Raw genomic sequence first — 25477 nt, 5'->3', positions numbered from 1 at the left:
CGAGACCGATAGTCACAGGTCTAAAAAAAGACAAAAAAATGACAAACGCTGGTTACGCAAGGAAGCACGTTCATGACGCCCAATGCTAGAGAAATGTCAGAAAGTAGACATGAGCACATACCGCATTTGTTGACGGCGCTTGCTGCTGTCGTTGGTACGACCAATGTATTGACAAAACCTAGCCAACAGCAGTCTTATGTGCAAGGTGCAATTGAGGCTATCACAGACGCTACCGTCGCAGTTGTGATACCGCACTCTCTTGTGGCACTATGGCGCGTCATTAATATCTGTGCCGCTGCCGATGTGATTATCATTGCTCAAGCAGCCAATACAGGCCTAACAGGTGGCTCAACGCCGAATGGAGATTATGACAGGCCGCTAGTCGTAATCTCTATGCAGTTATTGGGCGGTGTGCATTTACTTAATGATGCAGCAGAACTGGTTGCTTTGCCAGCCGCTACTTTGCAGCAATTAGAGTCCACCCTTGCGCCACTAGGGCGTGAGCCACATTCAGTACTGGGCTCTAGTTGCATAGGTGCATCGGTGATAGGCGGCATCTGCAATAGCTCGGGCGGGATGTTGGTGCAGCGTGGACCTGCCTATACTGAGATGGCGTTATTTGCCAGACGCAATACCTCAGGAGCGTTTGAGTTAATTAATCATCTGGGACTGGATTTGGGCACACAGCCAGAGGAAATGCTAGAGAACCTGCAAGCTGGCACGTTTAATAAGGTCTCAAACAGTACGAGCAACAGTAACGCCTGCACCAACCATCATTATCAACATAAAGTCCGTGATTGTGAGGCAGAGACACCTGCTAGATTTAACAACGATCCTAACGGCCTGTATGAAGCGTCTGGTTCAGCTGGCAAGGTCATTGTATTTGCGGTAAGGGTAGCGACCTTTGCCAAGCCCAAGCAAGAGCAAACATTTTATATCTCGACCAACGACGCTGACACCTTGACCACACTCAGAAAACAATGGTTAAAGAGCGAGTTGAAATTGCCCGTGTTAGCTGAGTATATGCATAAAAACTATAACGACATCACGATGTACTATGGTCGAGACACTTGCTTGAGCATGCGTAAGCTTCCTGCTAGCAAGATAGGGTCGCTGTATCGACTGCAAGCAAAGATTGGCTACTATCTGGATAAGTGGCATCTCCCAAAGACGCTGCCAGATCGGATATTACAGATGACATCTAGGTTTATGCCGCCGTCGTTACCAGCCACTTTGACCACGCAGGCACTCTCATATAACTACCATTTGATTATAAAAGTCGCAGATGGTTTTGTTAACGACTTTGATAATGGCATTAATAAAGATTCAGATAAAGATACTAATAAAAACGACGGCGAAAATATCGCCGCAGCTAAAGCTTTTTTGCAAAATCATATACAGCAGTATCAAGGTGCGCTGCATGTGTGTACAGAGCTTGAATCGCAATCGTTATTGGTATTTCGCAGTGCCGCGACCGCTGCCATGTTTCGTTATCATAATTTAAATCAAGATAAATTTGGCGAGCTGCTATCGACCGATATTGCCTTACCTAGAAATGCCGTAGATTGGGACGAGACTCTACCTGAACATTTGCAAAATCAAGTCAGCAAAAATTTTTATTTGGGGCATTTTTTCTGTCATGTCATGCACCAAGACTATTTATTGAAACCTAAGACCAATGCCAAGCAATTCAAGGAAGACCTGCTGGCATTTTATGATAAGCGTCATATTGAGTATCCTGCTGAGCACAACGTGGGGCATGTGTATCCTGCTAAAGCTGAGCTACATTATTTTTATAAAAAACTGGATCCAACCAATTTGCTTAACCCAGGTATTGGTCAGACAGAGAAATGGAAAAACTGGCAATCATCGCCCATCAAGGAGAAGTTAAATGACGAATACTATTGATAAATCGCAGCAGCCGATTTTAGGAAACAATACTGTCGATCCAGAAACGCCAAAAGCAGGACAGTGGCGTGCAGCAATGTGGAAGTTCCTATTGTTTTCAGCACTGGGTATTGCACTTTTTATCATACCGTTTGAGTGGGATGGTAAGGTCACAATTTTATTAGGTGTACTGACCGATACGCTACAAACCGTGTTAGGTGGATTTGTGGCCTATATTGCGATGGCGATAGTGACTATCTCCGCTCTTGGTGCACTGGCAGTCAAAGCGTTAAAGCCCAAGTTGCATGAAGATTCACTGGTAAAAAAGCTCTTTGATGTTGATTGGTTTTGGCTGTCCACACGTTTTTTAGGTATGTTGTTTGTTTGGATGATTTTCCTACAAGTCGGCCCTGAGTTCATTATCAATCGTAATACAGGCGGCGTCATCTTCGAAGATTTGATTCCTATTCTGATTCCGTTGTTTTTCTTCGCCATTTTATCGCTGCCATTTTTGACTGATTTTGGCTTGATGGAATTTTTGGGCACTTTAGCCAGTAAAGTATTTATCAAGCTTTTCAAACTACCTGGTCGTTCTGCTGTCGATGCAATGTCTTCTTGGTTTGGTGCCGCGTCTATCGGCTTGCTAGTCACTATGCAAGAGTATGATAAAAGCTTTTACAGTCAGCGTGAAGCTGCCATTATCGCGACCACATTTTCAGTCACTTCTATTGCCTTTACCTATGTGGTTGCCAAAACCATCGGCGTAGACAATAACTTCGTCTTCTTTTATCTGACCATTGCGCTAACCGGTTTTATTGCTGCGATTATTATGCCGCGTATACCACCATTATCACTTAAGCCTGATACTTATCATTCTGGCAAAAGCATGCTAGATGAAGGCATCCCTGCTGAATATACAACGTATAAGTGGGCAGTCAATCGTGCGGTTACTCGCGCGCATTCTATGCCAAGCTTAGGTAAAGTGTTCAAACGCAGCGTACAAAATCTGTTTGATATCTACTTTGGACTGATTCCTGTTATCTTTGCGATTGGTACCATCGGTCTTGGCTTAGCAGAGTACACGCCTGTCTTTAATTGGCTTGCGACACCACTTGTACCACTACTTGAGTGGTTACAGATTCCAGAGGCGGCAAAGGCTGCACCTGCCATGATTATGGGCTTTGCAGATATGTACTTGCCAGCGCTCGTCGGTAAAAGCATTGAAAGTGAGATGACACGATTCATCGTTGGTGCTGCTTCAATTACTCAGATTATCTACATGTCTGAAGTGGGTGCGCTGATTTTGAAGTCAAATATTAAGCTAAATGTATTAGAGCTATTTTTAATCTTTATCCTTCGTACGCTTATCAGCTTGGTAGTAATTACGTCTGTGGCGCATCTACTGTATTAGTGGCGTGTCTAGTATTCATAAGGCATCTAGCCTAACGATAATATACAAATGGTCGGTTTTTCTGTAGGCAGTTACACCGACCATTTAGCCAATCACATTACGGACGTTACGTACATAAAGACAATTTGATCAAACATATAAGGCGATTGACCATTATGGAAATGCTGAACTCTACAGAATTAACCAGAGAAACTGCCATACAAACGGCTCAAAACGAAGTTGTATTAAATGCCGCTTATATCAATGGTGACTGGGTTACGATTAAAGCCCTCGCGACCGATTCTGGTGATGCAAGCTTTGATAATAGAAATAACCATGCATTGTATGATCCAAATTCAGGCGAGGTGATTGCAACGACGCGCTTATGCACCAGTGCCCATGTAGAGCAGGCAGTCGAAGCGGCTGATGAAGCCTTTGCTAGTTGGTCACAGACTAGTGTAAGCGAGCGTGCCCGCTATCTAAATGCGATTGCAGAGTCTATGGAGCAGCAATTCGATACCTTGGTTGGACTGTCTGTATTAAACAACGGAAAGCCCATTGAGGAAGCGAAGATAGACGTCGGGGACGCCATTGCTTGCTATCGCTACTATGCCAACCTCATCACAGAGCAAGCAACATGGTCTAAAGTATCAACGCTTGAATCGGGCATTCGTTTGTTAAAGACATACTCGCCAGTGGGTATTTGTGCGCTGATTACCCCTTGGAATTTCCCAATGGTGACGACTTCTTGGAAATTGGCCCCTGCGCTAGCGGCAGGTTGTACCGTGCTATTGAAACCGTCTGAGGTGACATTATTACCAGAGCTTATGCTAGGTAATATCTTATCTGAGATTGGCTTGCCGAAAGGGGTGGTTAATATTTTACCAGGTGCTGCTGAAGTGGGCACTGCTATGACCAGCCATCCGCTGATTGACAAAGTGTCTTTTACTGGTAGTAATGTCGTCGGCGAAAAGGTGATGGTTCAAGCAGCAAAAGGCATCAAAGATATTAGCCTAGAGTTGGGTGGTAAGTCTGCTATTGTGGTCTGTACAGATGCTGATATTGATTACGCTTGTGATTTAATCATCGGCGGTATATTTACCAATGCAGGTCAGATATGCTCGGCCACGTCGCGTTTGGTTGTTCATCAAGATATCGCTACACAGCTGTTTGAGACGTTAAAAGTTAAAACGGAAAGTTTGCAAATTGGTGATGGTTTTGCGACAGAGACGCAAATGGGTCCATTAGTAAGCGAGCAGCAATTGAACCAAGTTAAGAAATACTTTGATATTGCGACAGCTGAAAATCTGGATTGCTTAACTGGCGGTGAGTTAGTAGAAGCATCTGGCTATTTTGCGATGCCAACTGTCTATACGGATGTGCCAACGACCAGCCAATTATGGATGGAGGAGGTGTTTGGGCCTGTATTAATCTGTGCAACCTTTACTGACGACGCAGAGGCTATTCGCCTAGCCAATGATAGCAAGTTTGCTCTAGCAGCTACCATCGTTTGCGCCGATGAGACTGCCGCGCTTGAGATGGCGCTACAAATCAAAGCGGGTCATATTTGGATTAACGAGCAACAAATCGTACTGCCAGAAGCAGGATGGGGCGGATTTAAGCAAAGCGGTATCGGCCGTGAGTTGGGCGGTGATGGTTTGTCCGCTTATCAGAAGACCAAACATGTATTGTTGACCGATTAATTGGTTTTTTAACTAGTTTGTCACTAGCCACTGTAGAGACTATTTACTAGCTATCAGCATGACTGTTGAATTATTGTAGAGTGATTGTTGATAGCTAAGTCGCGCCCTAGCATTACGTTTGTTTACCAGACCGTTTCTTATATTAACTTTACTGTCGCACCCATCTAGGATAAAATTGAGCAATCATTCAAGTTTTATAGCCGTGCCCATTTTTATATGAGGTCACGGCTTTTTAAATGGGGCACATTATGTCACGCACCGCACTTTACAACCGTCATGACGCCTTGGAGCGTGCGCTACAGCTTTTTTGGCAAAAGGGCTTTCATGCCACATCTCTAAAAGATATCGAGCAAGCGCTCGATATGCGCCCAGGCAGTATCTATGCCGCTTTCGGTAACAAAGAAGGCTTGTTTCAAGAAGCGCTAGAATACTATGCGCGTCTAGGATTGACTGAGCTTGAGCGAGTGTTGAGCCATCATGAAACGCCTTTATTAGGCCTTGCCGCTTATATACGTCAGCTTGGCGGGATTCGTGATAAAGCGTTACCGAGCCGAGCCTGTATGTTGGTCAAAAGCTTACTAGAGCTGGGTGCGCGTGAGCAAACAGCGTTAACCAAGGTGGAAATGCTGCTGGCAGGTATGGAGGCGCGATTTATAGAATGCTTTAAGGAGGCGCAGAGTGTCGGTGAGATGGATAGTGAGCTTGATCCGGTTAGACTTGGACGCCGTCTACAGGCAGAAGTCATGGGATTGCGTGCCTTTGCACAGCGTGACATAGAGAGCTCGACGGTACACGCCCTTGCTGAAGATATGGCCTTATCTATAGAAGCACTGCGACTCGATGATTCGGTAAATGCTTAGCGGTATTATGGCTGGGTTTCAATATGGTATATATCTTTAGACGCTTACTTGGTAGATTCGAGCTGCTTGAGGGTATGATACCCACCATGTATACGAGTAAAAATAGTAACAGCGCAGGCAGTAGCAAAGATACCAGCAAGTAGCACAAAATGCTGAGGCCAAATGCAAAGAGCAATAAAAAGAGCAATAGTTTCGGTACCTTCAGTAAGACCATTAAGATAATAAAAGCTCTTATATTTAAACTGCGGCTTGTCTAATTGAAACTTTTCTGCAGAAATCGCAAAAGCCAAAAAGCTCGAACCTGTCCCGATAAATGCCGCTAATAACAACGCGCCTGCAATGGCATTTTGGGCAGGATTGGCCAAAATAAACCCAAGTGGCACAGCGGCATAAAACAAAAAATCGAGGGTTATATCTAAGTAGCCGCCAGCGCTAGAGCTTTGCTGGGCATAGCGTGCCATTGCGCCATCAAGTCCATCAAAGATACGATTCAATATTATCACTGCCAGTGCGCCATACCATAGCTCAAACGCGAGTAGTGGCAATGCCAACATACCAACCAAGAATCCAGCTACTGTAAGCTGATCAGCCGTAATACCGAACTTATGCAATGTCGCTACTATCGGGGTTAGCAGCGGCTTGATGACGGGCGTAATAAACTTGTCTAGCATGCGAGCTGCCTTTTATATTTTGCTTGTTTTGATACTTTTTTTGGGCATTTAGCGTTGATATTTGACTCTGATGTCCAAAACTATTGTCCTACATAGATAACTTTACCGTTGGCTGCTTTGGCATCGCTTTGGTCGTGCGTGACCATAATAGCAGGCAACTTATGAGTACGAATCTGATCGAATACCAATTGCCGCGTATCCATTCTCAATTGAGTATCAAGTTTGCTAAACGGCTCATCAAGTAGTATCGCTTTGGGCTCACTTAGCAGTGTGCGTAGTAGAGCGACACGTGCTTGTTGACCACCTGATAGGTTATCAGGATGACGATCTCTCATCCCCTCTAAACCCACTTGCGCTAAAGATTGCGCTATTTTTTCAACACGCTGTTTTTTGTTTCCTTTTGGCATGGCAAAAGCAATGTTGCCTGCGACTGATAGATGCGAAAACAGCAGTGCGTCTTGATACAGCACACCAATACGTCGCAAATGCGCAGGCAGGTGCGTCACGTTCTTATCGTTTAACCAGACAGTACCAGTCGCGGTAAAGTCATTCGCCAAAGTGCCTGTTAGCCAGTTCAGTAAGCTGGACTTGCCACTACCAGAAGGGCCCATCACGGTTAGGATATTGCCACCAGCGATGTGCTCATCGATACTCAGTAATTGCTCGCTTTGACGAAACAGTTGTAAGTCTTTTATCTGTAGAGATGATGGCATCAGGATCCCTTTATTTGTGTTTTTTAAGACTGATTATTTTAATATTTGATAACGTTTGCTTTTGTTTATGACCAGCCTACTACCGAGCGCCACTTCTAAAAAAATGTTTGGGTAGCATCCAAGCCAATATAAAACCGATGAGCGGTAGCGCCATTTGCATGATGGCATAGACGGCACTAGTGCGCCTACTGGCTCCATTTGCCAGTGTCACCGCTTCAGTCGTGATAGTGGCAATACGTCCACCACCTGCCAATAGAGTTGGCAAATACTGACCAAAGCTAATCGCTAGACCAAGAGCAATGGCAATCAAAATAGGAGCAAATAGCTGCGGCAGCTTTATCTGAAAGAATACCTTAATAGGTGCAGCGCCAAGGCTAGCGGCCACATGAGCAAAACGAGGATCTAGGCGTCGATAACTACTGGCCAGTGATAAAAACACGTACGGTAGCACGAATAAAAGATGGGCAAACGCCACATTAAAAAATTCTGATTGATGATTGGCCAACTGCTGTAACCATACTAAGCCGAATAGAAACGCAATACTTGGCACCAGTAGCGGTAAGTAAATAATAAAACTGGTGAAGTGTGACAATGGCCTAGCACTCAGTTGCTCAGCTTCCAAGCATAGCAACGTCAGAAAAACAGCAAAGGCAGTACTAACGGCACCAATGCTAAGTGTATTGACCAATGGTGTGCTCATTTGAGTAAAGGCACTTTGAAAGTGTAATAGCACGAATTGCTCTGGTAGCATCGCTGGAAACCGCCAAAATCCTGCAAATGCCCATAAAACAAGGCCAGCAAGTGACAGTAGCATAAAACCAATCACGCCTACGGTAAGCATAGCGGTGACTTTTTGCCAAATAGCATCTGCATAACGACGTTTGCCATTAACTGATGAAACATTAAATATTGCCTTGACAATTTTTTCGCCGCCCAGCCAAAAGGCGACTAAACCTGCTGTCAGTACGAGTTGTAATAATGCGCCTGCTGATGCTTTGATACGCAATGTCAGGTCAACATCGTTGAACCATTGTATGATAGAGACAGCAAGCGTTGGCGGTGTGTTAGGGCCTAGTATCAACGGCATCTCAACGCTCGCACTGGCATAGGCCAACACGGCCAAAATCGGTAAACGCAGAAAAGGATATAACAGGGGCAAGACCGCCTTAAAAAAAGCAGTAATTGGGTAATAACCAAGATTGAGTGCAACGGTATACTGTTGACGCAATTTTTTGCCAAGCTCAGGCTGAGCAAGCGCGCCTAAAGCCATTAATAGCAAAAACGGCAGCTCCTTTAAGGTTAAACCCAAGATGATGCTGATACCGTATGGATCATGCGGAAACATACCATCGGGTGCCATCTCCCAACCAGTTAGCCACGGAGAGATGAGCCGTGCAAACATACTTGACGGCGCAATCAAAAACCCAACGGCAATGGCTGCGGCTGCATGAGGAATGACCAAGATAGGGCTTAATAAATGCTCAATACGCTGCAACCAAACACTGTTAAAAAACGCAGCCAATATCATCAGGGCAATGACAAAAGCAAGTAGGGTGCTGATCAGTCCCGTAGCAAGACTTAATGCAGCCATCTGCGTGATACCAGGCGTTTGCCATAGAACTATAAACCCTTGCAGGTTTAAGGTTGTTTTTTCTAGGGCAGGAACCCAGCTCAGGGCAGGCAACAGTACACAGATGAGGCCACAGAGTACCGGTAGTATTAATATGAGAATTAAAAGTTTGGGACTAAAAGACACGATACGCGTAAACAGATCTTTTTTCTCAAGCGTAATAGGTCTAGGACTATCACCTTTTTTCGTTATTTTATCAAAACCGTGGCTCATGGACTCACCCCATAATGTGCTTGCCAGCCTTGCTGGATGGCCTCTACCCAGCTTGGATGTGGCTCGCTTACCGTGCGTTTGACACTGTCAAAGGGCAGGGCGCTTGGATGAGGCTGCTTGGTTTTGAATAATGCTTGTTGTGCAGGGCTAAGCGTAGATTGAACCAGTACGCTTTTGTCACCCCATACCGAAGGGGTTTGTTTTTTTGCTTGGGCTTCTGGACTCATTAAGAAGTTGGCTACTAATTGTGCCGCCTGAGGATGGCTAGCGTTATAAGGAATGGCAACAAAATGAGTATTGCTTAAGCTGCCATCACTCATGGCATAGCTGCGAATGCTTTGGGGCAAGTCATAACGTTGTACCGCTGCAGGAACCTCTGGTGCCGAAAAGGTAAAGGCGAGACTCAGCTCCGTATCATCGACCAGACGGCGCATCTGCGCGCCTGTCTGTACAAACTGCTCGCCACTGCGCCATAAAGTTGGATGAAATTCATCCAAAAACGCCCATAGTGGGTCTAATACGAGCGCAGTATTTTCTTCAGTAGCCGGTAGACCTAATTGAGCGCTAGTATTCTTACCGGTACTGGCATCTTGTTGTTCATGCAGCATCACTAAGACGTACTTTAAGAAACTCATACCCAAAAAGTCAGGCGGTTTGGGATAGCTAAAGCGGCCAGGGTTTTTTGCTGTCCAAGCGGTTAACTCATTTAGAGTCGTTGGTGGTTTACTGGTCGATAAGCTATCGTAATAAAACGTCAGAGAGGCTTGTCCCCAGGGTGCTTCCATACCATCGGTTGGCACGCCAAAATCGAAATTAACCGTTGGATTATTCTCTGGGTCAGTCAGCACAAAATTGGGCAACTTGTTTGCCCATTGTTTGAGTAATAACGAGTTCTCACTCATGGTGGCAAAGTTAGCACCATTAATCCAGACCAAATCAACACTGCCTTGATCGTCATTATGAGCGGATTTTTCGGCGAGAACGCGACTGACCGCTTCACTGGTGTCGCTTAATTTAACATGCACTAGATTAATATTGTATTTGTCATCGACTTGATCAGCGACCCATTGTAGATAGGCGTTAATCTGTGGATCACCGCCCCACGCATAAAAGTAAACGTCTTGATTGCTACCTTGGGCTTCTATCTGCTGCCAAGGTGACAAGTCTTGGTTAATGTTGGCAGTAGTTGGCGATGCAGTGCTTGCTGATATACCAATACAAATACTCATCACCATAGCGTAGGTGCTATAGCGCGTAAGACGTTTGAGCATCGGTAAAGCGGTAATAACGTGCATTCAAGTTTCCGTTATGATTTAAATGTTAGTAAAGCCGGTAAAGATCTCATAGCCTGTCATATCAAACCAAACAGATACTACGAAATCTAAACCAGCTTTGTTCGGCTTTTTTAGAGCTTTCCTACCAGTCGCATCATTTAACGATGCCTACCAGCAAGCTGCCATTAACTAACTGTCATTAATTAACCGCGACGCCAAGTATGGTATTTCTCCAACCAATTCAATACAGTCTCAGGGGCGTGGGCACGTTTCCACTCACCAGCGGCGTATTTGTTACCTTCAGCCCAAGTAGGGTAGCTATGAATGGTGCCCAAAATTTTATTGAGACCCAGACCATGTTTCATTGCTAATACAAACTCAGCGATTAGGTCGCCTGCATGTTCAGACACTACCGTCACACCCAATATTTTGTCTTTACCTTTTGGCGTGATGACTTTGATAAAGCCTTTAGCGGCACCATCTGTGATAGCGCGATCTAGCTCTTCAAATTCAAAGCGAGTAATCTCGTAATCGATGCCCTTATCGATGGCTTCTTGCTCATTGATACCGACACGAGCGACTTCTGGGTCAATAAACGTAACCCATGGAATCACGCGATAATCTACTTTGAACTTCTTCAGATTGCCAAACAGCCCATTCACTGCGGCGTACCAGCCCTGATGGGCAGCGACATGAGTAAACTGATAAGGCCCGACGATATCACCCGCGGCAAAAATATTGGGATACAACGTCTCGAGATATTCATTGGTCACGATGGTACGATTGGTTTCGATACCTAACGCCTCTAAACCATAACCTTCAAGGCGTGCGCTACGACCAACGGCACAAAGTAGCTCATCATACTCGATATCGATTTCTGTTTCATTGTGTTTGACGATAATGTATTTTTTGCCATCACGTATCTCGCAGCGCATCGCTTGATGTGAGGTCAAAATATTAACACCGCTGTCAGTGAGCGACTGATGAGCAAAAGTAGAGACTTCAAGGTCTTCTTTACCCATGATTCGATCGCTCATCTCAATTTGCGTCACGTTAGAGCCTAAGCGAGCAAAGCTCTGCGCAAGCTCACTACCGATTGGGCCACCGCCCAGCACTACTAGCTTTTTCGGCGCTTCTTCTAGCTCAGCAAACTTAGTCCATAAAGTGTCACTGGTTACGTAGCCTGTTTCTTCTATACCTGGTAGAGGCGGTACAAATGGACGGGCGCCCGTGGCAATGACAATGGTACGCGCTGTTAGGGTTTGCATGCCGCCGTCGTTCAGTTTGATTTCTACTGTCCACGGGTCGACCAATTTGGCATAGCCTTTGACCACATCGACGCCCAGATTGGTATAACGCTCAACACTATCGTGCGGTGCGATATCAGCCACTACTTGCTGTACACGTGCCATCACTTTTTTGAACGAAAACTGCGGTACAGTGTTCTCTAACCCGTAGTTTTCACCATGGCGAATTTGATCAGCGATTTTTGCGCTCTTAATAATGGCTTTACTAGGTACACAGCCATAATTGAGACAATCACCACCCATCTCACCTGCTTCAATCAGCGTGACTTTTGCTTTGACGGCAGCAGCAATGTAGCTTGTAACCAATCCTCCAGCGCCTGCGCCAATCACAATCATATTGCGATCGAACTTTTTAGGTTTGATGTGGTCTTTATAGACACGGCGTTTTTTAAACATGTTCAACACTCCTTTTGCTATTAATGGGAAGAAACCTAATAACGCAAACGAGACAATTAAGTTGAAAGACAAAATACCCGATAAGCTGTCTATCTGTGCCAGCTGTGTCCCTGCATTGACGAAGACAAAGGTCCCAGCCAGCATACCGATTTGACTGACCCAGTAGTAAGTCCATGTTTTAATAGACGTTACACCCATCAATAGGTTAATCAAAAAGAATGGAAATATGGGTACCAGACGTAAGGTAAATAAATAAAATCCACCTTCTTTTTCGACGCCTGCATCAATAGCTGCCAACCGCTCAGGAAAGCGCTGTTTGATGGTGTCACGCAGTAAATAGCGCGATGCCAAGAAGGCAATGGTAGCACCAATACTCGATGCAAATGACGCAACGAGTAAGCCCTGAACCAAACCAAATAGCGCACCAGCGGCTAGCGTTAAAATCGCAGCGCCTGGTAAGGAGAGGGCAGTGACGACGACATATAGTAAGAAAAATCCACCGATAATCAACAGCGGTGACTGCGCTTTGTATTCATTAAATTGCGCCATCGACCCTTTTAAGCCATCAAGCGTCAATAATTGATTTAGGTCAAAATAAAAAAAGCTTGCCGCTAATATCAATATTAATAGTATTAAAAATATTCTTTTAATCATGAAAAGTCCGGCCAAATAAGGGAGCGAAGGCTAAAATCGTAGTTATTACTCAAACAGTAGAATACTCATTGTCTAAGTAACAGAATTCGAGTAACTATATTTAACAAAAATTGGCGATCAAAGCTAATTGTCTGAATCGCCTAACTACGATAAAAAAATGAAGTCGGCAGTCTTGATAGTATATACATTATGTCTTGTTGTCTGACATTTATACGACTGAAGCAATAAGCACTGCTGCCAACAGTTATACTGGAGACGTATTTTTACCCAATGTTAGGGAGTCATAGTCTCTCATTAGGTATAGCGACAAACAGGCTGCCAACATCGGCCAAGCGGCAAAAAATAATAAGTTCTCAAAAGGCGTTAAATAAAGACCAAAGGATGCAAACGTAGAGGCGGCATGTAGCAATAAAGTGATGCCGTATGTCCATTTTTTGAACAAACCCATGACGAACGAGAAGATAAGAATAATTTGTAAGCTACCAATAACGTAAACAATAGTAATGCCCAAGTTTTCCAATGCATAGAATTTAGCAAACACATTGGCGGCATGCTCAGGATTTACAAATTTGTCGACTGTCCAAAAGAAGAATACGATGAAAACACCAAGGCGAAGAAATAATAGTGAGATTGGCAAGTGTTTTGGCATGAATTATCTCTTTTTGAGAAAAAGTAAAAGTGAATTGGAACAAATTAAGCAAATAAAACGAGCACGATGGCACCGAACTATCAGGTAACAAACATAGGTAAAATATGAATAATATTGAGTGATTACTCAAAAAAAACAAAGTATTACCACCATATGTGCTAAAAATGCATTGTAGTAGTTATTGAATAACTGTTCAAGTTGGTTGTATCTATGTTCTGGCAATTATGGAGCTGGGTTACTTTCTTTAACTAAACCAGCAATGTTAGGTTAAAGAAGCCCGATTTGTGTACGTTTGATTGAGTCTATCGACACATTTAACGTTTATTTTGCGCTATAAAGATTCGCCTAGCCCGTATAAATGCAAAAAGCCCTTTATAGAACGTAAATTCTATAAAGGGCTTTTGAGGGGATGCTTATAACACTATAGTAAAGTCAACAGCAGTAAAATAATGCCTTACCACATCAAATCATCTGGAATCACATAAGCAGCATAAGGATCGTCTTCTGCCAATGCTTCCTCAGCAGTGTCGTTGGACACAACCATAAAGCCTTCCATTTTTGAATCAATTCGATCAGCCAATGGGCGAGGTAATAGCGCGTAGCTCTCTTCCAAACGTGCGATAACCACATGACCAGCCACGATTTGATCGTAGAGTTTCTGAGTGATAGCGATTTTCTTTACTTTGGACTCATCGACAAACTGATAGCTAACTTCACCTTCTGTCTCAGTAATCTGATGCTGCTTAATCATTTGCACGATATTGGCTTTTAATGCTTTCTCTTCCAATACGCGTTGTTTTTCTTGATTAAGCTTTTGATCCTTTTCCAGCTTTTGAGCTTGCGCCTCTGCCAACGCTTTTTTTGCTTCGACGCTTTCTGAGTCACCAGTACGCTTGGCATGTTGCGTTTGTTTGCTGATTTTTTTGGCCTTTTTGCTATCAACCAATCCAGCCTTTAATAATTGAGCCTGTAGGGCATTTTTTGCCATAATCCAATCACCTAAATAACGATACCGAAATCATAAATGCTAAAAAATACATTGTAGCAAACTTTGCTAGCGCATGTGGTCAGACGACGATAAGACTTTATATATAGTTAGGTATTAGTCTGCGGTGAGCTATGCACGATGCTGTCAGTAACAAATTGCAATTATTGCAAAAGGGTCGCACACATCGCTGGATGAAGCCGTGTAAATTGGTTATTATCAAATGAATGGGTAAATTTACTTAATAAGATAATTTTTGAAAGGGTAACTATTATAAGGTAAATGAAACATACCCCAGTCAGAGTACATAAGCCAGAGAGCATAAGCTAGAGACTATAAGTTAAAGGACATAAGCCAAAGAGTGTAGCTTGGTCAGATCTAACAAGCTGTATAGGATTAAATAATTAAATTTAAGGATAGATTATGACAACATCACAGCACATTTTGGCCTGTATCGACGGCTCGGCAGTGACTGAATCGGTTTGTGACTATGCAGCGTGGTATGCCAATAAATTAAACGTACCTGTTGGATTATTGCATGTCAGTGACATACCGGCATCGACCAGACGAGATTTATCAGGTGCTATAGGTATAAATAGCCGTCAGTTTTTGTTAGAAGAGTTGTCCCAGCTGGATGAGCAAAGAGCAAAAGTCGTCAACAGCTATAGCAATGCATTGGTACAAGATGCAAAAAGCCACATTCAAAGCAGTTTCGCTGATGTCAATGTTCGCGTTTATCAACGCCACGGCAAACTGCTTCCTAGCATTGAGCACTTCAAAGAAGAAAATCGTGCGATTGTGATGGGACGCCGCGGAGAAGATCATAAGAAGAGTCGGATCAATATTGGTAGTCAGATCGAGACAGTCGCTCGTGGGTCAGATATTCCTATATTGATTTGCTCAGAGAAATTTGAAGAGCCAAGCTCTTATATGATTGCCTTTGATGGTAGCAAGACCTCTATTAAAGCGGCACGAATGGTGTCAAAAAGTCCACTACTAAAAGGTCTAAAAGGTCACATCGTGATGGTTGGCAATCATAATGACGCCGCCAAGCAAAGTATGAGCGCCGCCGCCGCACAGTTAGAAGATGCTGGGTTTGTCGTTGAAGCACATCATTTATCTGCTTCTGATGCGGTGGACGGATTGTTAAAGTTTCAGGTAGAGAACAATGTCGACATTATGGTGGTGGGGGCGTACGGACATTCGAAATGGCAGCAACTGTTTCTCGGTAGTACAACGACAGAAATTATCGCTAGCACGTTATCACCGGTCATTCTAGTGCGGTAATAACGTCATGTATTTGTGTTTATCGTCTAGGGCGTGTCCTCAGTTTTATATTGTGGGTACGCCCTAATCATTTAATACTTTTGGAATATTTTATGCTAATTAATGCAGATTTTTCACAACGTGCTTCACTGACCCCTGAAGCACATCAATGGATTAAGTCACCACAAAATGGTGTGGAGCGTGTCATGCTTGATCGTGTAGGCGCGGAGAAGGCTCGCGCTACCAGTCTTGTGCGTTACGCGCCAAACTCTTACTTTCCGCATCATCTACATCCAGGCGGCGAAGAGATTTTGGTATTATCAGGCACTTTTTCTGCAGATGACACTCATTACCCAGCAGGTTGGTATCTACGTAATCCACCGTCTTCAGGCCATAAGCCTTATAGTGACGAAGGTGCTGTCATTTTCGTCAAGTTGCGGCAAATGTCGTCTGACGAAACGCAGCATGTGGCTATCAACACTTATGACGATGCTAATTGGCAACAACAAGGTAGTCGTACTGTCTGCCCGCTTTTTTCCGATGGGGTAGAGCACGTTAGTCTACAGCGTATCGATGCAGGCGAGTTGCTATGCACTGAGACAGTTCATGGCGGTGCAGAAATATTAGTTGTAGCAGGCGAGCTAATAGAGGGTGGACAGTTATATCAGCAGGATAGTTGGATACGCCTGCCGATAGATATAAATGTACAAATAAAAGCAGGGGTAGAGGGCGCGACGATATACCTAAAAACTGGACATGTTAATCATGTCATTGGTTTGGAGGTTGAAGAAATTTAAATAATGCTTATTAATTATATAGACAAAATATAAAAATAATTTGGTACTTCTAGTTCTTAATCATGACGTACCAAATTATCTGTATTAGAACTTACTACACTATGAAAAACTCTTATCTATATATGAATATCTTTAGGTAAAAGTATCAAAGATCACTTGTTTTGATAGCATCTTTGCTCTCAAAGTCAGCCAGCATATCCGTGATCAGCTGATCCTTTTGATGCCATATTTGCTCTACCCATTCAAACATCTTTGCTTTTATAGCCTCATCTGTTTCATAGCCGCCGTTTTTGATCGCCGTAAACAGGTCCTTGGGTATATCAATATGTCGCACATCGACGCCTAAACGCTTGATATTGCCTTTCCATAGATCGCTATAAGTGGGTACACCGTCAGGGTAGACGATCGTCATGTCCAAAATTCCATCGATCTCTTCCCCTAAGGCACTCATAGCCAGTGACAACCCGCCAGCGCGCGGCTTAAGTAAATGTGTATATGGGGATTTTTGCTTATCGTGTTTGCTAGGGGTAAAGCGAGTCCCTTCTAGATAGTTCAATAGCGTAAAGGGCTTGTCTTTAAGTAATGCACATGCTCGTTTCGCTTCTTCGATATCTTTACCCTTTAGAGCAGGGTTTTTAGCGATGGCTTCTTTAGAGTGTCGACGCATCATAGGAAAGTCGAGAAAGTAGAAAGCTTGACCAATGACAGGGATATATATGAGCTCAAACTTGGTAAAAAAGCGCGTCAATGGTAAACGTTTCTCGCTGATATATTGCACGATACTGGTATCAACCCATGACTGATGATTGCTCACCAGTAGATACTTACCGTTGGTATGCACATCATCAGGTAAGTTAATGCGCCAGTCTTTGCGCGGTAATACGTTATCGATCAATGCATTGTTGCTATTGATCCAATAGTTCGTCACATCGATAACGGCTTTGTCAGCGATGGCAGCACCGGTGATAGCCTTGGTAGCACCCATTACCCAGACAGGTAAACCAGCTAACATACTATTAAAAGTGATAACGCTGGTTGCTGTCGTCAGTGAGGCAGCTTTGCCCAATTTTGGAGCGCGTTCATGTAATTTTTGAACGATTGATTTCAATCGCATATCGAATCCTTTTACTCATACCTATGATGAGATATTGATAATGTTGCTGCATGATTTTAGCAGAAATTAATATCAGTGTACGAGTGTTAACAACAAATAATAAATAGCATTGGTGAATTAGAACGTACAATTATATCAAGATTTTGCCAAAGCGAAATACGAACCAGACCATAAACACAGTCTGTTTTATTTATAAAAACTAACCGATGAAAAAAGAAATATAGCTTGCTCAAAGGTAAAATGTTTGTAGATGATATTTTGAGTTCAAATATAGCCCTTATATGCTGGCTAGTCTATGAATTTTGTACAGAACCTCTTTTTATAGATTCACAGTGCTACTCGCACATTAGTACTGAGCAAATACTAAGGAAGTTAGATATGAAGCGACTACGTTTGATAGCAGATAGGTTATCAATAAATAAAAAAAGGGCGTATCAAGAATTATCTCAATACGCCCTTTGCAATTTAACTGGTTAGATATTAATCAGCCAAATAATCGAGTGAATCAACACTCTATATTTACTATATCAATTAGCCGTGCATACCACGGATAGGGTAGTTGTTTTCTGGGTTTCTAACAAAAGCCAAACCGTTTGCCAAGGCTTCAAGATCTGGTCTAGAGAACGGTGCGTTCGAGATATCAACGATATGTACTTTTCCTTCAGCATTGATAACGAATACAGCAGGTTCAGCGAAAGGATGATCAGTTTCTTTTTCTGAACGTGGGTCAGAGATATATAGACCTAGCGTATTCATCTGTTCGATAGTCAGACCATAAGCCATAGGGAAGCTAACATCTATTTGATCTAGATGACCTTCTAACTGCTCTTTGCTGTCTGCAGATACTGCGATGATATCGACACCAACGTCATAGAAAGACTGTTTTACTGTCTCTAAGGTATTTAGATATTTTGTGCAAATTGGGCAATGCTTACCGCGGTATACAACGACCAGTTTCCAATCATGACCGTTTTCAGGTTTGCCTAATGAAGTCATTTCACCATTTAATACTTGTACTTCCATTTCAGGAAACGTAGTACCGGCCTGAATTTTTTGAGCATAATCTGTTGACATAGTTTTTATCCTTTTTAGTAGTGTCTTTATAGTTAGTTGGTATTTAACAGCCTTACATCAGCAGTCTTAAGTGCAAAAGTATTGGATGTTTACAGTAGTCCCAAGTAGTAATAGGAAAAGTTAACATTACCTTTAAAATCGACCAATAAGACTACTTAAGTAAGCTAGTAAGTCATAGACAAAGCGTCTATTTTTTTGCTTCTTCAGTTGTCTGAGCGTCTAGTTTATCTTGAGTTTTTAGCTCAAAATCAGAGGCATCATGACGTTCGTGTAATTGCTCAGCAGGTTCACCCCAAGTGCGGTTTACCTTTCGACCACGTTGCACAGCAGGACGCTCTAAAATCTCAGTTGCCCAGCGGCGTACATTTGGATAGCTCTCAACTTGTAGGAACTCTCCTGCATTGTATGCTTCACCTAGTATTAGATTGCCATACCAAGGCCAAGTGGCGATATCTGCAATCGTATACTCATCGCCACCTAGATAGCGATTGTCTGCAAGCTCACGTTCTAGTACATCTAATTGACGTTTTACTTCCATCGTGAATCGATTGATAGGGTACTCAAACTTTTCTGGCGCATAAAAGTAGAAATGTCCAAAACCGCCGCCTAAGTAAGGAGCAGAGCCTTGTAACCAGAAGAGCCAATTCATCACTTCAGTACGTGCTGCTGCATCTTTAGGCAGTAGTTTTCCGAATTTTTCGGCAAGATAAAACAAAATAGCGCCACTCTCAAACACACGACTACCAGTCTCTGTATCCAAAAGCACAGGGATTTTTGAGTTTGGATTTAGCTCAACGAAACCTGATGAGAACTGTCCGCCTTCACCAATTTGAATCAGGTGCGCGTCGTACTCAGCGTCTGTCACACCTAATGCCAATAACTCTTCGACCATAATGGTGACTTTTTGGCCGTTAGGGGTGCCCATTGAGTAGATCTGTAACGGATGTTTGCCGCGAGGTAGTTCTGCTTCATGCGTTGGGCCAGCGATAGGGCGGTTGACGCTTGCCCACTTACCGCCGCTTTCTGCATCCCATGTCCAGACGCTGGGTGGCTCGTAATGATTAGAGTTTGACATAATGATGATACCTTTTTATATACTGTGCTCAGTAGGGTGTAATTGGTAAATCAGATCCAGTTTATTGTTTTTATTCTGGCATGTCTGCTAGTTGCTTTAAGATGTTTTTGTAGTTGTCTACACCTTGCGCGCCGCTCACCAGATGCCGACCGTTGAAGATAACGGATGGTACGCTTTGAACACCTTGCTGCTTTGAATGCTGTACGGCTTCACGTATCACATTGGCAAAGCGTTGATCTGCGATAACGGCGAGTGCTTCATTACGATCTAGTCCAATATCTGCTGCGACATCTGCCAGTACGGTACTGTCAGCCACGTTTTTATTATCAACGAAGTGTGCAACGAATAATGCTTGTTTTAGGTCGTGCATACGTCCTTGCTGATCAGCCCAATGCAGCAACTGATGCGCATTAAAAGTATTGTAGGTACGGAAATCATCGGTAAACTGAAAATTAAATCCAGCTTCTGCACCTGCTGCTGTCATTCTAGCTCGGTTCTCTTTAACGTCCTCAGCAGTCGTACCGTACTTCTCCATAATATGCTCACGATAGTTTCGTCCTTCCGGCGGCGTATTAGGATTTAATTCAAATGGGTGCCAGTGAATCTCGTGCGGCGTGTTGGTTTGTTTTAATGCCTCGGCCAATTGGCTATAACCGATAGCGCACCAAGGGCATACAACGTCTGACACGATGTCTATTTGTAAGGGTTTTTTTGCCTGTTCCATAGGATCTCTCATTAGCGATAAATTAAAATGAAAAACTGCTGCCCGAAGATGTTTCGAACAACAGTATGAAAACATCAAATGGACTGTGTCAGCGTTAGCTGAAAAACGTATTAGTCAGCTTTGTGCCATTCAAATTTTTGGAATGGCTTGTCGACTGGGGTATTAGCTAGGTGGTTCGTATAGTTGCTCATTACTTTTTGAGCAGCACCAAGAATAACTTCAAGAATCTGACGCTTAGTGTAGCCAGCATCTAAAAACGCTTGAACCGCGCTGTCATCAACGTTACCACGACCACGTACTACAGATAGTGTGAAGTCACGTAGCGCTTCTAGACGTTCAGTTGGTAGTGGCGTCTCATCACGTAATGCATCAGTGATAGCGTCATCTACTTTCATGCTCTTAGCAATACCAGTATGCGCAGGCACACAGTAATGGCAAGCATGCTCAACGTTGATAGTTTGCCATACAACAGTGGTTTCTTCATCATCAAAGCTGCTGTCTAAAAACAGTTGATGTAGCTGTTGATAGCCTTCAAGCAAGCCAGGCGCTTCAGCCATCACGGCATGTAGGTTAGGTACCATGCCAAATGCTTTGATAGAAGAATCAAGTAAGTCTTTGCTTTCTGCTGGGGCTGTGTCTTTATCGTGTAGAGTAAATTCGGTCATAATATAATTCCTAATAATAGGTTTGAGATTTGGTCTGTTTTAGAGTTTTCATGCCCGCTTCAAAGCAATCGCTGATTACATTCAATTATTGGCTTGAGTAGTTACTCAAAATTAGCAACTTTGCTTAGTAAGCGAGTCAATAGAGACTACTATAAATGATATTGAGCAGTCGCTCAATAATTATTTGAGTAATCGTTCAAGTAAATTGTAATGGCTAAATTACATTACTCTGCTTAATTCATACTACTCTATTAATATCAATATCTTAAGAAGGTAACACTGTGTAAGTAGTAAGAAAAAACAACGATAAAAATATTTTTTAACTTTAGTGGCTCTGTAGTACGAACAAGACTTATCGAAATGGAGCTGATCGACTTCATCCATTGCATGTAGAGAAAATAGTATTGATATGATGCTTATTATATCAATATATAACATTACTTGAACGACCGTTCATTTGTGGTTATAGTGTATGTCAGACAATAAAAATGTGCTTCAAATCAGATGCTTGTTTTTGTTATCTCATTACAATTTTTATAGTTGTCAGCTTTTGTAGTCATTAGACGACTGTCTTCATATAATAGGATAAAGTTATGCTTAAATTTTATTTCCATCAAACGCCAAACCCAATGAAAGTAGCATTGTTTCTTGAAGAAACTGGTCTGCCTTATGAGCTTGTGGCAGTAGATACTCTAAAAGGTGAGCAGCATACACCTGAGTACCGTGCTATCAACCCAAACGGCAAAACACCTGCCCTAGAAGATGATGGCAAACGCGTGTTTGATTCTACGGCTATCTTGATGTATCTTTCTGAAAAAACAGGCAAGCTGGCAGGACAGCCAGAAGATCGTAGCGAGATGCTATCGTGGCTAATGTTTGTAGCATCTGGATTGGGCCCTTTTTCTGGTCAATCTGTTCACTTTAGACATAAAGCGCCAGAAAAAATCCCATATGCAATTAATCGCTACCTTCGTGAGGCTGAGCGTCATTATGAAGTGCTAGATACGCACCTAGAAGGCCGTGAATATATGGTTGGTGATAGCTACTCAATCGCTGATATTTCTACTTGGGGCTGGATTGATAAGGCGACAGTTGTACTAAGCGAAGGCGGCTTGGATAATTATCCGAATCTAAATCGCTGGTTTGATAGCATTAATGCTCGTCCAGCGGTACAAAAAGCCCGTGACATTCCTAAAGGTATTGATTTCAAAACTGAGTTTGACGACGTTGCTGCACGCGCGCTTTATCCGCAAAACTTTGATAAAAATAGTTAATCGAAGCAAAGAGACTCAATAAGTCTTATAATATAAAAAGTGATTAAAACCAGTAACTAAGGTTGATTCTACAAACTTTGCCTTAAAATAGATTTTAATGACTATGTGCAGAATTCCTCTACCTTTAAAGTAGAGGGATGAGTATATCATTATTTTTTAGTATAGCTTAAGATGTTATCATACCTTATGCCCAAACAAATCTTAAAAGCTTATAAAGTGAGATTATATCCAAATGACGAACAGCAAGTATTCTTTGCTAAATCATTTGGATGTACCCGCTTTATTTGGAATAAGATGTTGTCTGATAAGGTTAATCATTATAAAGCAAATAAAACGATTCTAAACAACACCCCTGCTCAGTATAAAAAAGAGTTTGAATGGCTCAAAGAAGTAGATAGCTTAGCATTAGCTAACGTGCAGCAGAACCTTCGCAGCGCCTATAAAAAGTTTTTCGAACAAGGCACAGGCTTCCCTAAATTCAAGAAAAAAGGTATCAAAGACAGCTACACCACTAATAACCAAAAAGGGACGGTTGCACTCACATATAACAGTGTCAAACTCCCCAAAATTGGTCATATCAAAGCAAAAATACATCGCCGCATTAATGGGCTTATTAAAAGTGCCACTATCAGCGCAACCCCATCTGGTAAGTACTTTGTCAGCCTATTGGTTGAAACAGTAGTGGAGCCGCTACCAAAGACTTATTCTAATATAGGCATTGATTTAGGATTGACCAACTTTATTGTCTTATCAGACAGTACTAAAGTTGCTAATCCTAGGTTTCTATCGAAGCTGAAAGACAAGCTTGCGCGTGAGCAAAAGATTTTAGCCAAACGTAGAGAGGTTGCTAAAGCTCAGCAGCGTAAGCTGTCAGACAGTCGTAATTATCAAAAGCAAAAAGCTAAAGTCGCGAAGGTTTACGAAAAAATAACCAACCAGCGTCTTGATTTTCTACATAAACTCTCATTCAATATCATCAAAAACCACGATGTCATTGCTATAGAGGACTTGAACATCAAAGGGATGGTTAAAAACAGAAAGCTTGCCAAAGCTATTAGCGATAGTTCATGGTCAGTCTTTACCATTATGCTTGCTTATAAAGCAGAATGGTATGACAAAGCGCTTGTGAAAATAGACCGATGGTATCCGTCATCTAAAACATGCTCAGGCTGTGATTATGTCCTTGGTAAAGATGACCTTAAACTCAGCGATAGATTATGGGACTGCCCAAGATGTCTACAGACCCGTGATCGAGACATTAATGCCAGCATCAATATCTTAAATCAAGGATTGATATTGGTTCAACAATCAAAAACTGTCGGTGCGATAGGGTTAGCTTAGTAAATTCGCTTAACCGCTGATACAGAATAGCGTATTAAGTAAGAGCGTTACCTAAGAAACCTCTACCTCTAAGGTAGTGGGTAGTTCATGGCAAAGATATTAAGGTGAAAATTATGAGTGCTCCGATAAAGTTCAATCGTGAGGATGTGATCGAAAAAGCAAAAAATCTCTATTGGGAAAAAGGCTATCACGCAACATCCATGCGAAACTTGCAAGATGTGGTAAATATGCACCCAGGTAGTATTTATGCAGCTTTTGGTAGTAAAGATAAACTATTTACAGAGTCGCTAAATCGCTATGCTGCAGATGGCGCCAAGAGATTGGCCGACTGTATTGAGCAAAAAGACACAGTGTTAGATGGCTTAAAACATTTTATCCATACGGTGATTGTCTGTAATAGCGCCACTGCGCCTAGTGGTATGTGCATGATCGTCAAAACAGTCGCTGAGCTTACTCAAAACGATAGTCCAGATTTGCTCGCACATGCAACGAATATCTTAGAAGGTATAGAGGCGTCATTTGCCGTGCTCTTTGGACAAGCCATTGATAGCGGTGAAATTAGCGCAGAAAAAGATCCAGTTGAGCTGGCGCGTTATTTCCAAATTCAAATTATAGGTCTCAGGACTTATGCGCAGGTCACTAACGACAATGATGCAGTAGAGAAATATATCGATGATATTTTTAAAAATATCGTATAGCAGGGCTGGATAAAAAGCAGATTTTTTAGTGTCGATCACGCTGTTGCTTTTTATAAGATGCTACTTGATAAAATACAATTTGATTAAATACCAATGATTTGGTTTTAACAGCTCGCGCACTTTATCATTGACCAATCATTATAGTATTACTAAAAACTCTGATGGCTAGTACATTAGCAATCAGGGTTTTTGTTATCTATTACTGTGCTTTTGGATTGTCATTGATGAACTTTAGTAGAAGCTCAGCCAATGTTTCGCCTTGGTCTTCTTGCAGGAAATGACCACCGTTAGTGATAGTCGTATGATTTTGGCCTTTGGTACCCGGAATCAGCTTTTGCATGATGCGATCGCCGCCACCAGTTACGGGGTCGGAATCACTAAACAGTGTAATAAATGGCTTGCTCCATTTGCTTAGCACGACCCAAGCTGCTCGGTTGTTTTCTGAAGCAGGATCATCTGGTGTCGTGGGCACTAGGATAGGAAACTGTCTGGCGCCTTCTTTATAGGACTCATCAGGGAAGGGTGCATCGTAAGCATCCAGTACGGCTTGAGGCAGTGTTGTTGTGGTACCGCTTTTGATGGTGCCTGCTACATTAAATTGCGGCGTCTCTTGAGAAAACTTCTGCCACTTACGAAAACCTTCGCCAGGATCATGATCTCCAGTCGGTAGCATCGTGTTGCCTGCTGCGACGCGATCGAATTTATCAGGATGCGCTGCTACTAAGCGTAGGCCGATTAAACCGCCCCAATCTTGACAAAACAGTGTGATATTTTTTAAATCTAATTGATCAAGTACCGATTGCATCCAATCGACATGGCGCTGATAAGTGTAATCAGTACGCGATGCAGGTTTGTCTGAACGTCCAAAACCAGGAAGGTCTGGCGCGATAACGCGGTGTCCTGCTGCTGTTAGTATTGGAATGACTTTACGATACAGATACGCCCAAGAAGGTTCGCCATGTAATAACAAGATAGGGTCGGCATCGCTTGGGCCTTCATCAAGGTAGTGTACGCGCAGCTCGCCACCCTCTGTATCATCGACCATCAAATAATTCGGTTCAAAATCGTAATCTTGCAAGTTAGCAAAATACGAGTCAGGTGTCCTAAGTTTTTTCAT

22 protein-coding genes are annotated in these 25477 nt (G+C 42.8%); 9 read left to right on the top strand and 13 right to left on the bottom strand.

The window, feature by feature from the left end:
• Positions 1–72: 72 nt before the first annotated feature.
• The 4 genes from dld to FQV37_RS03200 all read left to right on the top strand — a co-directional run bounded on the left by dld (position 73) and on the right by FQV37_RS03200 (position 5840).
• A complete protein-coding gene (dld, locus tag FQV37_RS03215) occupies positions 73–1908 on the top strand; it encodes a D-lactate dehydrogenase (RefSeq protein WP_160021271.1) in 1836 nt (611 codons plus the stop codon).
• On the top strand, positions 1892–3298 hold the full coding sequence (locus tag FQV37_RS03210; RefSeq protein WP_160021270.1) for a YjiH family protein: 1407 nt from the start codon (positions 1892–1894) through the stop codon (positions 3296–3298). Before dld ends, FQV37_RS03210 begins: the two co-directional genes overlap by 17 nt.
• 155 nt (positions 3299–3453) lie before the next feature.
• The gene (locus tag FQV37_RS03205) at positions 3454–4980 is read left to right on the top strand and encodes an aldehyde dehydrogenase family protein (protein ID WP_240990927.1); all 1527 of its coding nucleotides are present in this window, start codon (positions 3454–3456) and stop codon (positions 4978–4980) included.
• Between the two features lie 248 nt (positions 4981–5228).
• On the top strand, positions 5229–5840 hold the full coding sequence (locus FQV37_RS03200; protein WP_160021269.1) for a TetR/AcrR family transcriptional regulator: 612 nt from the start codon (positions 5229–5231) through the stop codon (positions 5838–5840).
• A gap of 44 nt (positions 5841–5884) precedes the next feature.
• On the opposite strand, the gene FQV37_RS03195 is transcribed toward FQV37_RS03200, so the two are convergent.
• From FQV37_RS03195 to FQV37_RS03165, 7 genes are all read right to left on the bottom strand, one after another.
• On the bottom strand, positions 5885–6511 hold the full coding sequence (locus FQV37_RS03195) for a CDP-alcohol phosphatidyltransferase family protein (protein ID WP_160021268.1): 627 nt from the start codon (positions 6509–6511) through the stop codon (positions 5885–5887).
• Positions 6512–6591: 80 nt separating this feature from the next.
• Positions 6592–7224 carry an ATP-binding cassette domain-containing protein gene (locus FQV37_RS03190; RefSeq protein ID WP_160021267.1) on the bottom strand — a complete coding sequence of 211 codons (633 nt, stop codon included), beginning with the start codon at positions 7222–7224 and terminating at the stop codon, positions 6592–6594.
• A gap of 79 nt (positions 7225–7303) precedes the next feature.
• Positions 7304–9067, bottom strand: coding sequence for an ABC transporter permease (locus tag FQV37_RS03185; RefSeq protein ID WP_160021266.1), 1764 nt, complete (start codon positions 9065–9067; stop codon positions 7304–7306).
• Positions 9064–10362 carry an ABC transporter substrate-binding protein gene (locus tag FQV37_RS03180; RefSeq protein WP_160021265.1) on the bottom strand — a complete coding sequence of 433 codons (1299 nt, stop codon included), beginning with the start codon at positions 10360–10362 and terminating at the stop codon, positions 9064–9066. The genes FQV37_RS03185 and FQV37_RS03180 overlap by 4 nt, the downstream gene beginning before the upstream one ends.
• 182 nt (positions 10363–10544) lie before the next feature.
• Positions 10545–12698 (bottom strand): FAD-dependent oxidoreductase, encoded by a 2154-nt coding sequence (locus tag FQV37_RS03175; RefSeq protein ID WP_160021264.1) that lies wholly within the window; start codon positions 12696–12698, stop codon positions 10545–10547.
• A gap of 244 nt (positions 12699–12942) precedes the next feature.
• Positions 12943–13347, bottom strand: coding sequence for a hypothetical protein (locus FQV37_RS03170; protein ID WP_160021263.1), 405 nt, complete (start codon positions 13345–13347; stop codon positions 12943–12945).
• A 454-nt stretch (positions 13348–13801) separates the two neighbouring features.
• Entirely contained in the window at positions 13802–14335 is a 534-nt protein-coding gene (locus FQV37_RS03165) for a DUF2058 domain-containing protein (protein ID WP_102078489.1), read from the bottom strand.
• Positions 14336–14755: 420 nt separating this feature from the next.
• Here FQV37_RS03165 and FQV37_RS03160 point away from each other — a divergent pair, with 420 nt between their 5' ends.
• Positions 14756–15619 (top strand): universal stress protein, encoded by an 864-nt coding sequence (locus FQV37_RS03160; RefSeq protein ID WP_160021262.1) that lies wholly within the window; start codon positions 14756–14758, stop codon positions 15617–15619.
• Between the two features lie 92 nt (positions 15620–15711).
• Entirely contained in the window at positions 15712–16395 is a 684-nt protein-coding gene (locus FQV37_RS03155; RefSeq protein WP_160021261.1) for a cupin domain-containing protein, read from the top strand.
• A gap of 145 nt (positions 16396–16540) precedes the next feature.
• Here the strand turns inward: FQV37_RS03155 and FQV37_RS03150 are convergent, their stop codons facing one another.
• The 5 genes from FQV37_RS03150 to FQV37_RS03130 form a co-directional block, all read right to left on the bottom strand.
• Complete coding sequence (locus tag FQV37_RS03150) at positions 16541–17509, bottom strand: acyltransferase (protein ID WP_160021260.1); 969 nt, start codon at positions 17507–17509, stop codon at positions 16541–16543.
• A 531-nt stretch (positions 17510–18040) separates the two neighbouring features.
• Positions 18041–18583 carry a peroxiredoxin-like family protein gene (locus FQV37_RS03145; protein ID WP_101205252.1) on the bottom strand — a complete coding sequence of 181 codons (543 nt, stop codon included), beginning with the start codon at positions 18581–18583 and terminating at the stop codon, positions 18041–18043.
• A gap of 187 nt (positions 18584–18770) precedes the next feature.
• Positions 18771–19658, bottom strand: a complete 888-nt coding sequence (gene yghU, locus FQV37_RS03140) for a glutathione-dependent disulfide-bond oxidoreductase (protein WP_160021259.1) — start codon at positions 19656–19658, stop codon at positions 18771–18773.
• Positions 19659–19728: 70 nt separating this feature from the next.
• On the bottom strand, positions 19729–20382 hold the full coding sequence (locus FQV37_RS03135; RefSeq protein WP_160021258.1) for a DsbA family oxidoreductase: 654 nt from the start codon (positions 20380–20382) through the stop codon (positions 19729–19731).
• A gap of 110 nt (positions 20383–20492) precedes the next feature.
• On the bottom strand, positions 20493–21047 hold the full coding sequence (locus FQV37_RS03130; protein WP_160021257.1) for a carboxymuconolactone decarboxylase family protein: 555 nt from the start codon (positions 21045–21047) through the stop codon (positions 20493–20495).
• 593 nt (positions 21048–21640) lie between these two features.
• Here FQV37_RS03130 and FQV37_RS03125 point away from each other — a divergent pair.
• The 3 genes from FQV37_RS03125 (at position 21641) to FQV37_RS03115 (ending at position 24360) form a co-directional block, all read left to right on the top strand.
• A complete protein-coding gene (locus FQV37_RS03125; RefSeq protein ID WP_160021256.1) occupies positions 21641–22321 on the top strand; it encodes a glutathione S-transferase family protein in 681 nt (226 codons plus the stop codon).
• A gap of 171 nt (positions 22322–22492) precedes the next feature.
• Positions 22493–23662 carry an IS200/IS605 family element RNA-guided endonuclease TnpB gene (gene tnpB / locus FQV37_RS03120; RefSeq protein WP_338103976.1) on the top strand — a complete coding sequence of 390 codons (1170 nt, stop codon included), beginning with the start codon at positions 22493–22495 and terminating at the stop codon, positions 23660–23662.
• 113 nt (positions 23663–23775) lie between these two features.
• On the top strand, positions 23776–24360 hold the full coding sequence (locus FQV37_RS03115; protein ID WP_101205246.1) for a TetR/AcrR family transcriptional regulator: 585 nt from the start codon (positions 23776–23778) through the stop codon (positions 24358–24360).
• Between the two features lie 199 nt (positions 24361–24559).
• On the opposite strand, the gene FQV37_RS03110 is transcribed toward FQV37_RS03115, so the two are convergent.
• Complete coding sequence (locus tag FQV37_RS03110) at positions 24560–25477, bottom strand: haloalkane dehalogenase (RefSeq protein WP_160021254.1); 918 nt, start codon at positions 25475–25477, stop codon at positions 24560–24562.

This window comes from Psychrobacter nivimaris, assembly GCF_009812035.1.
In the GTDB taxonomy this organism is placed as follows: domain Bacteria; phylum Pseudomonadota; class Gammaproteobacteria; order Pseudomonadales; family Moraxellaceae; genus Psychrobacter; species Psychrobacter nivimaris.
Note: the sequence above shows the minus strand (reverse complement) of the source record. Positions and strands in the feature narration are given on the sequence as shown.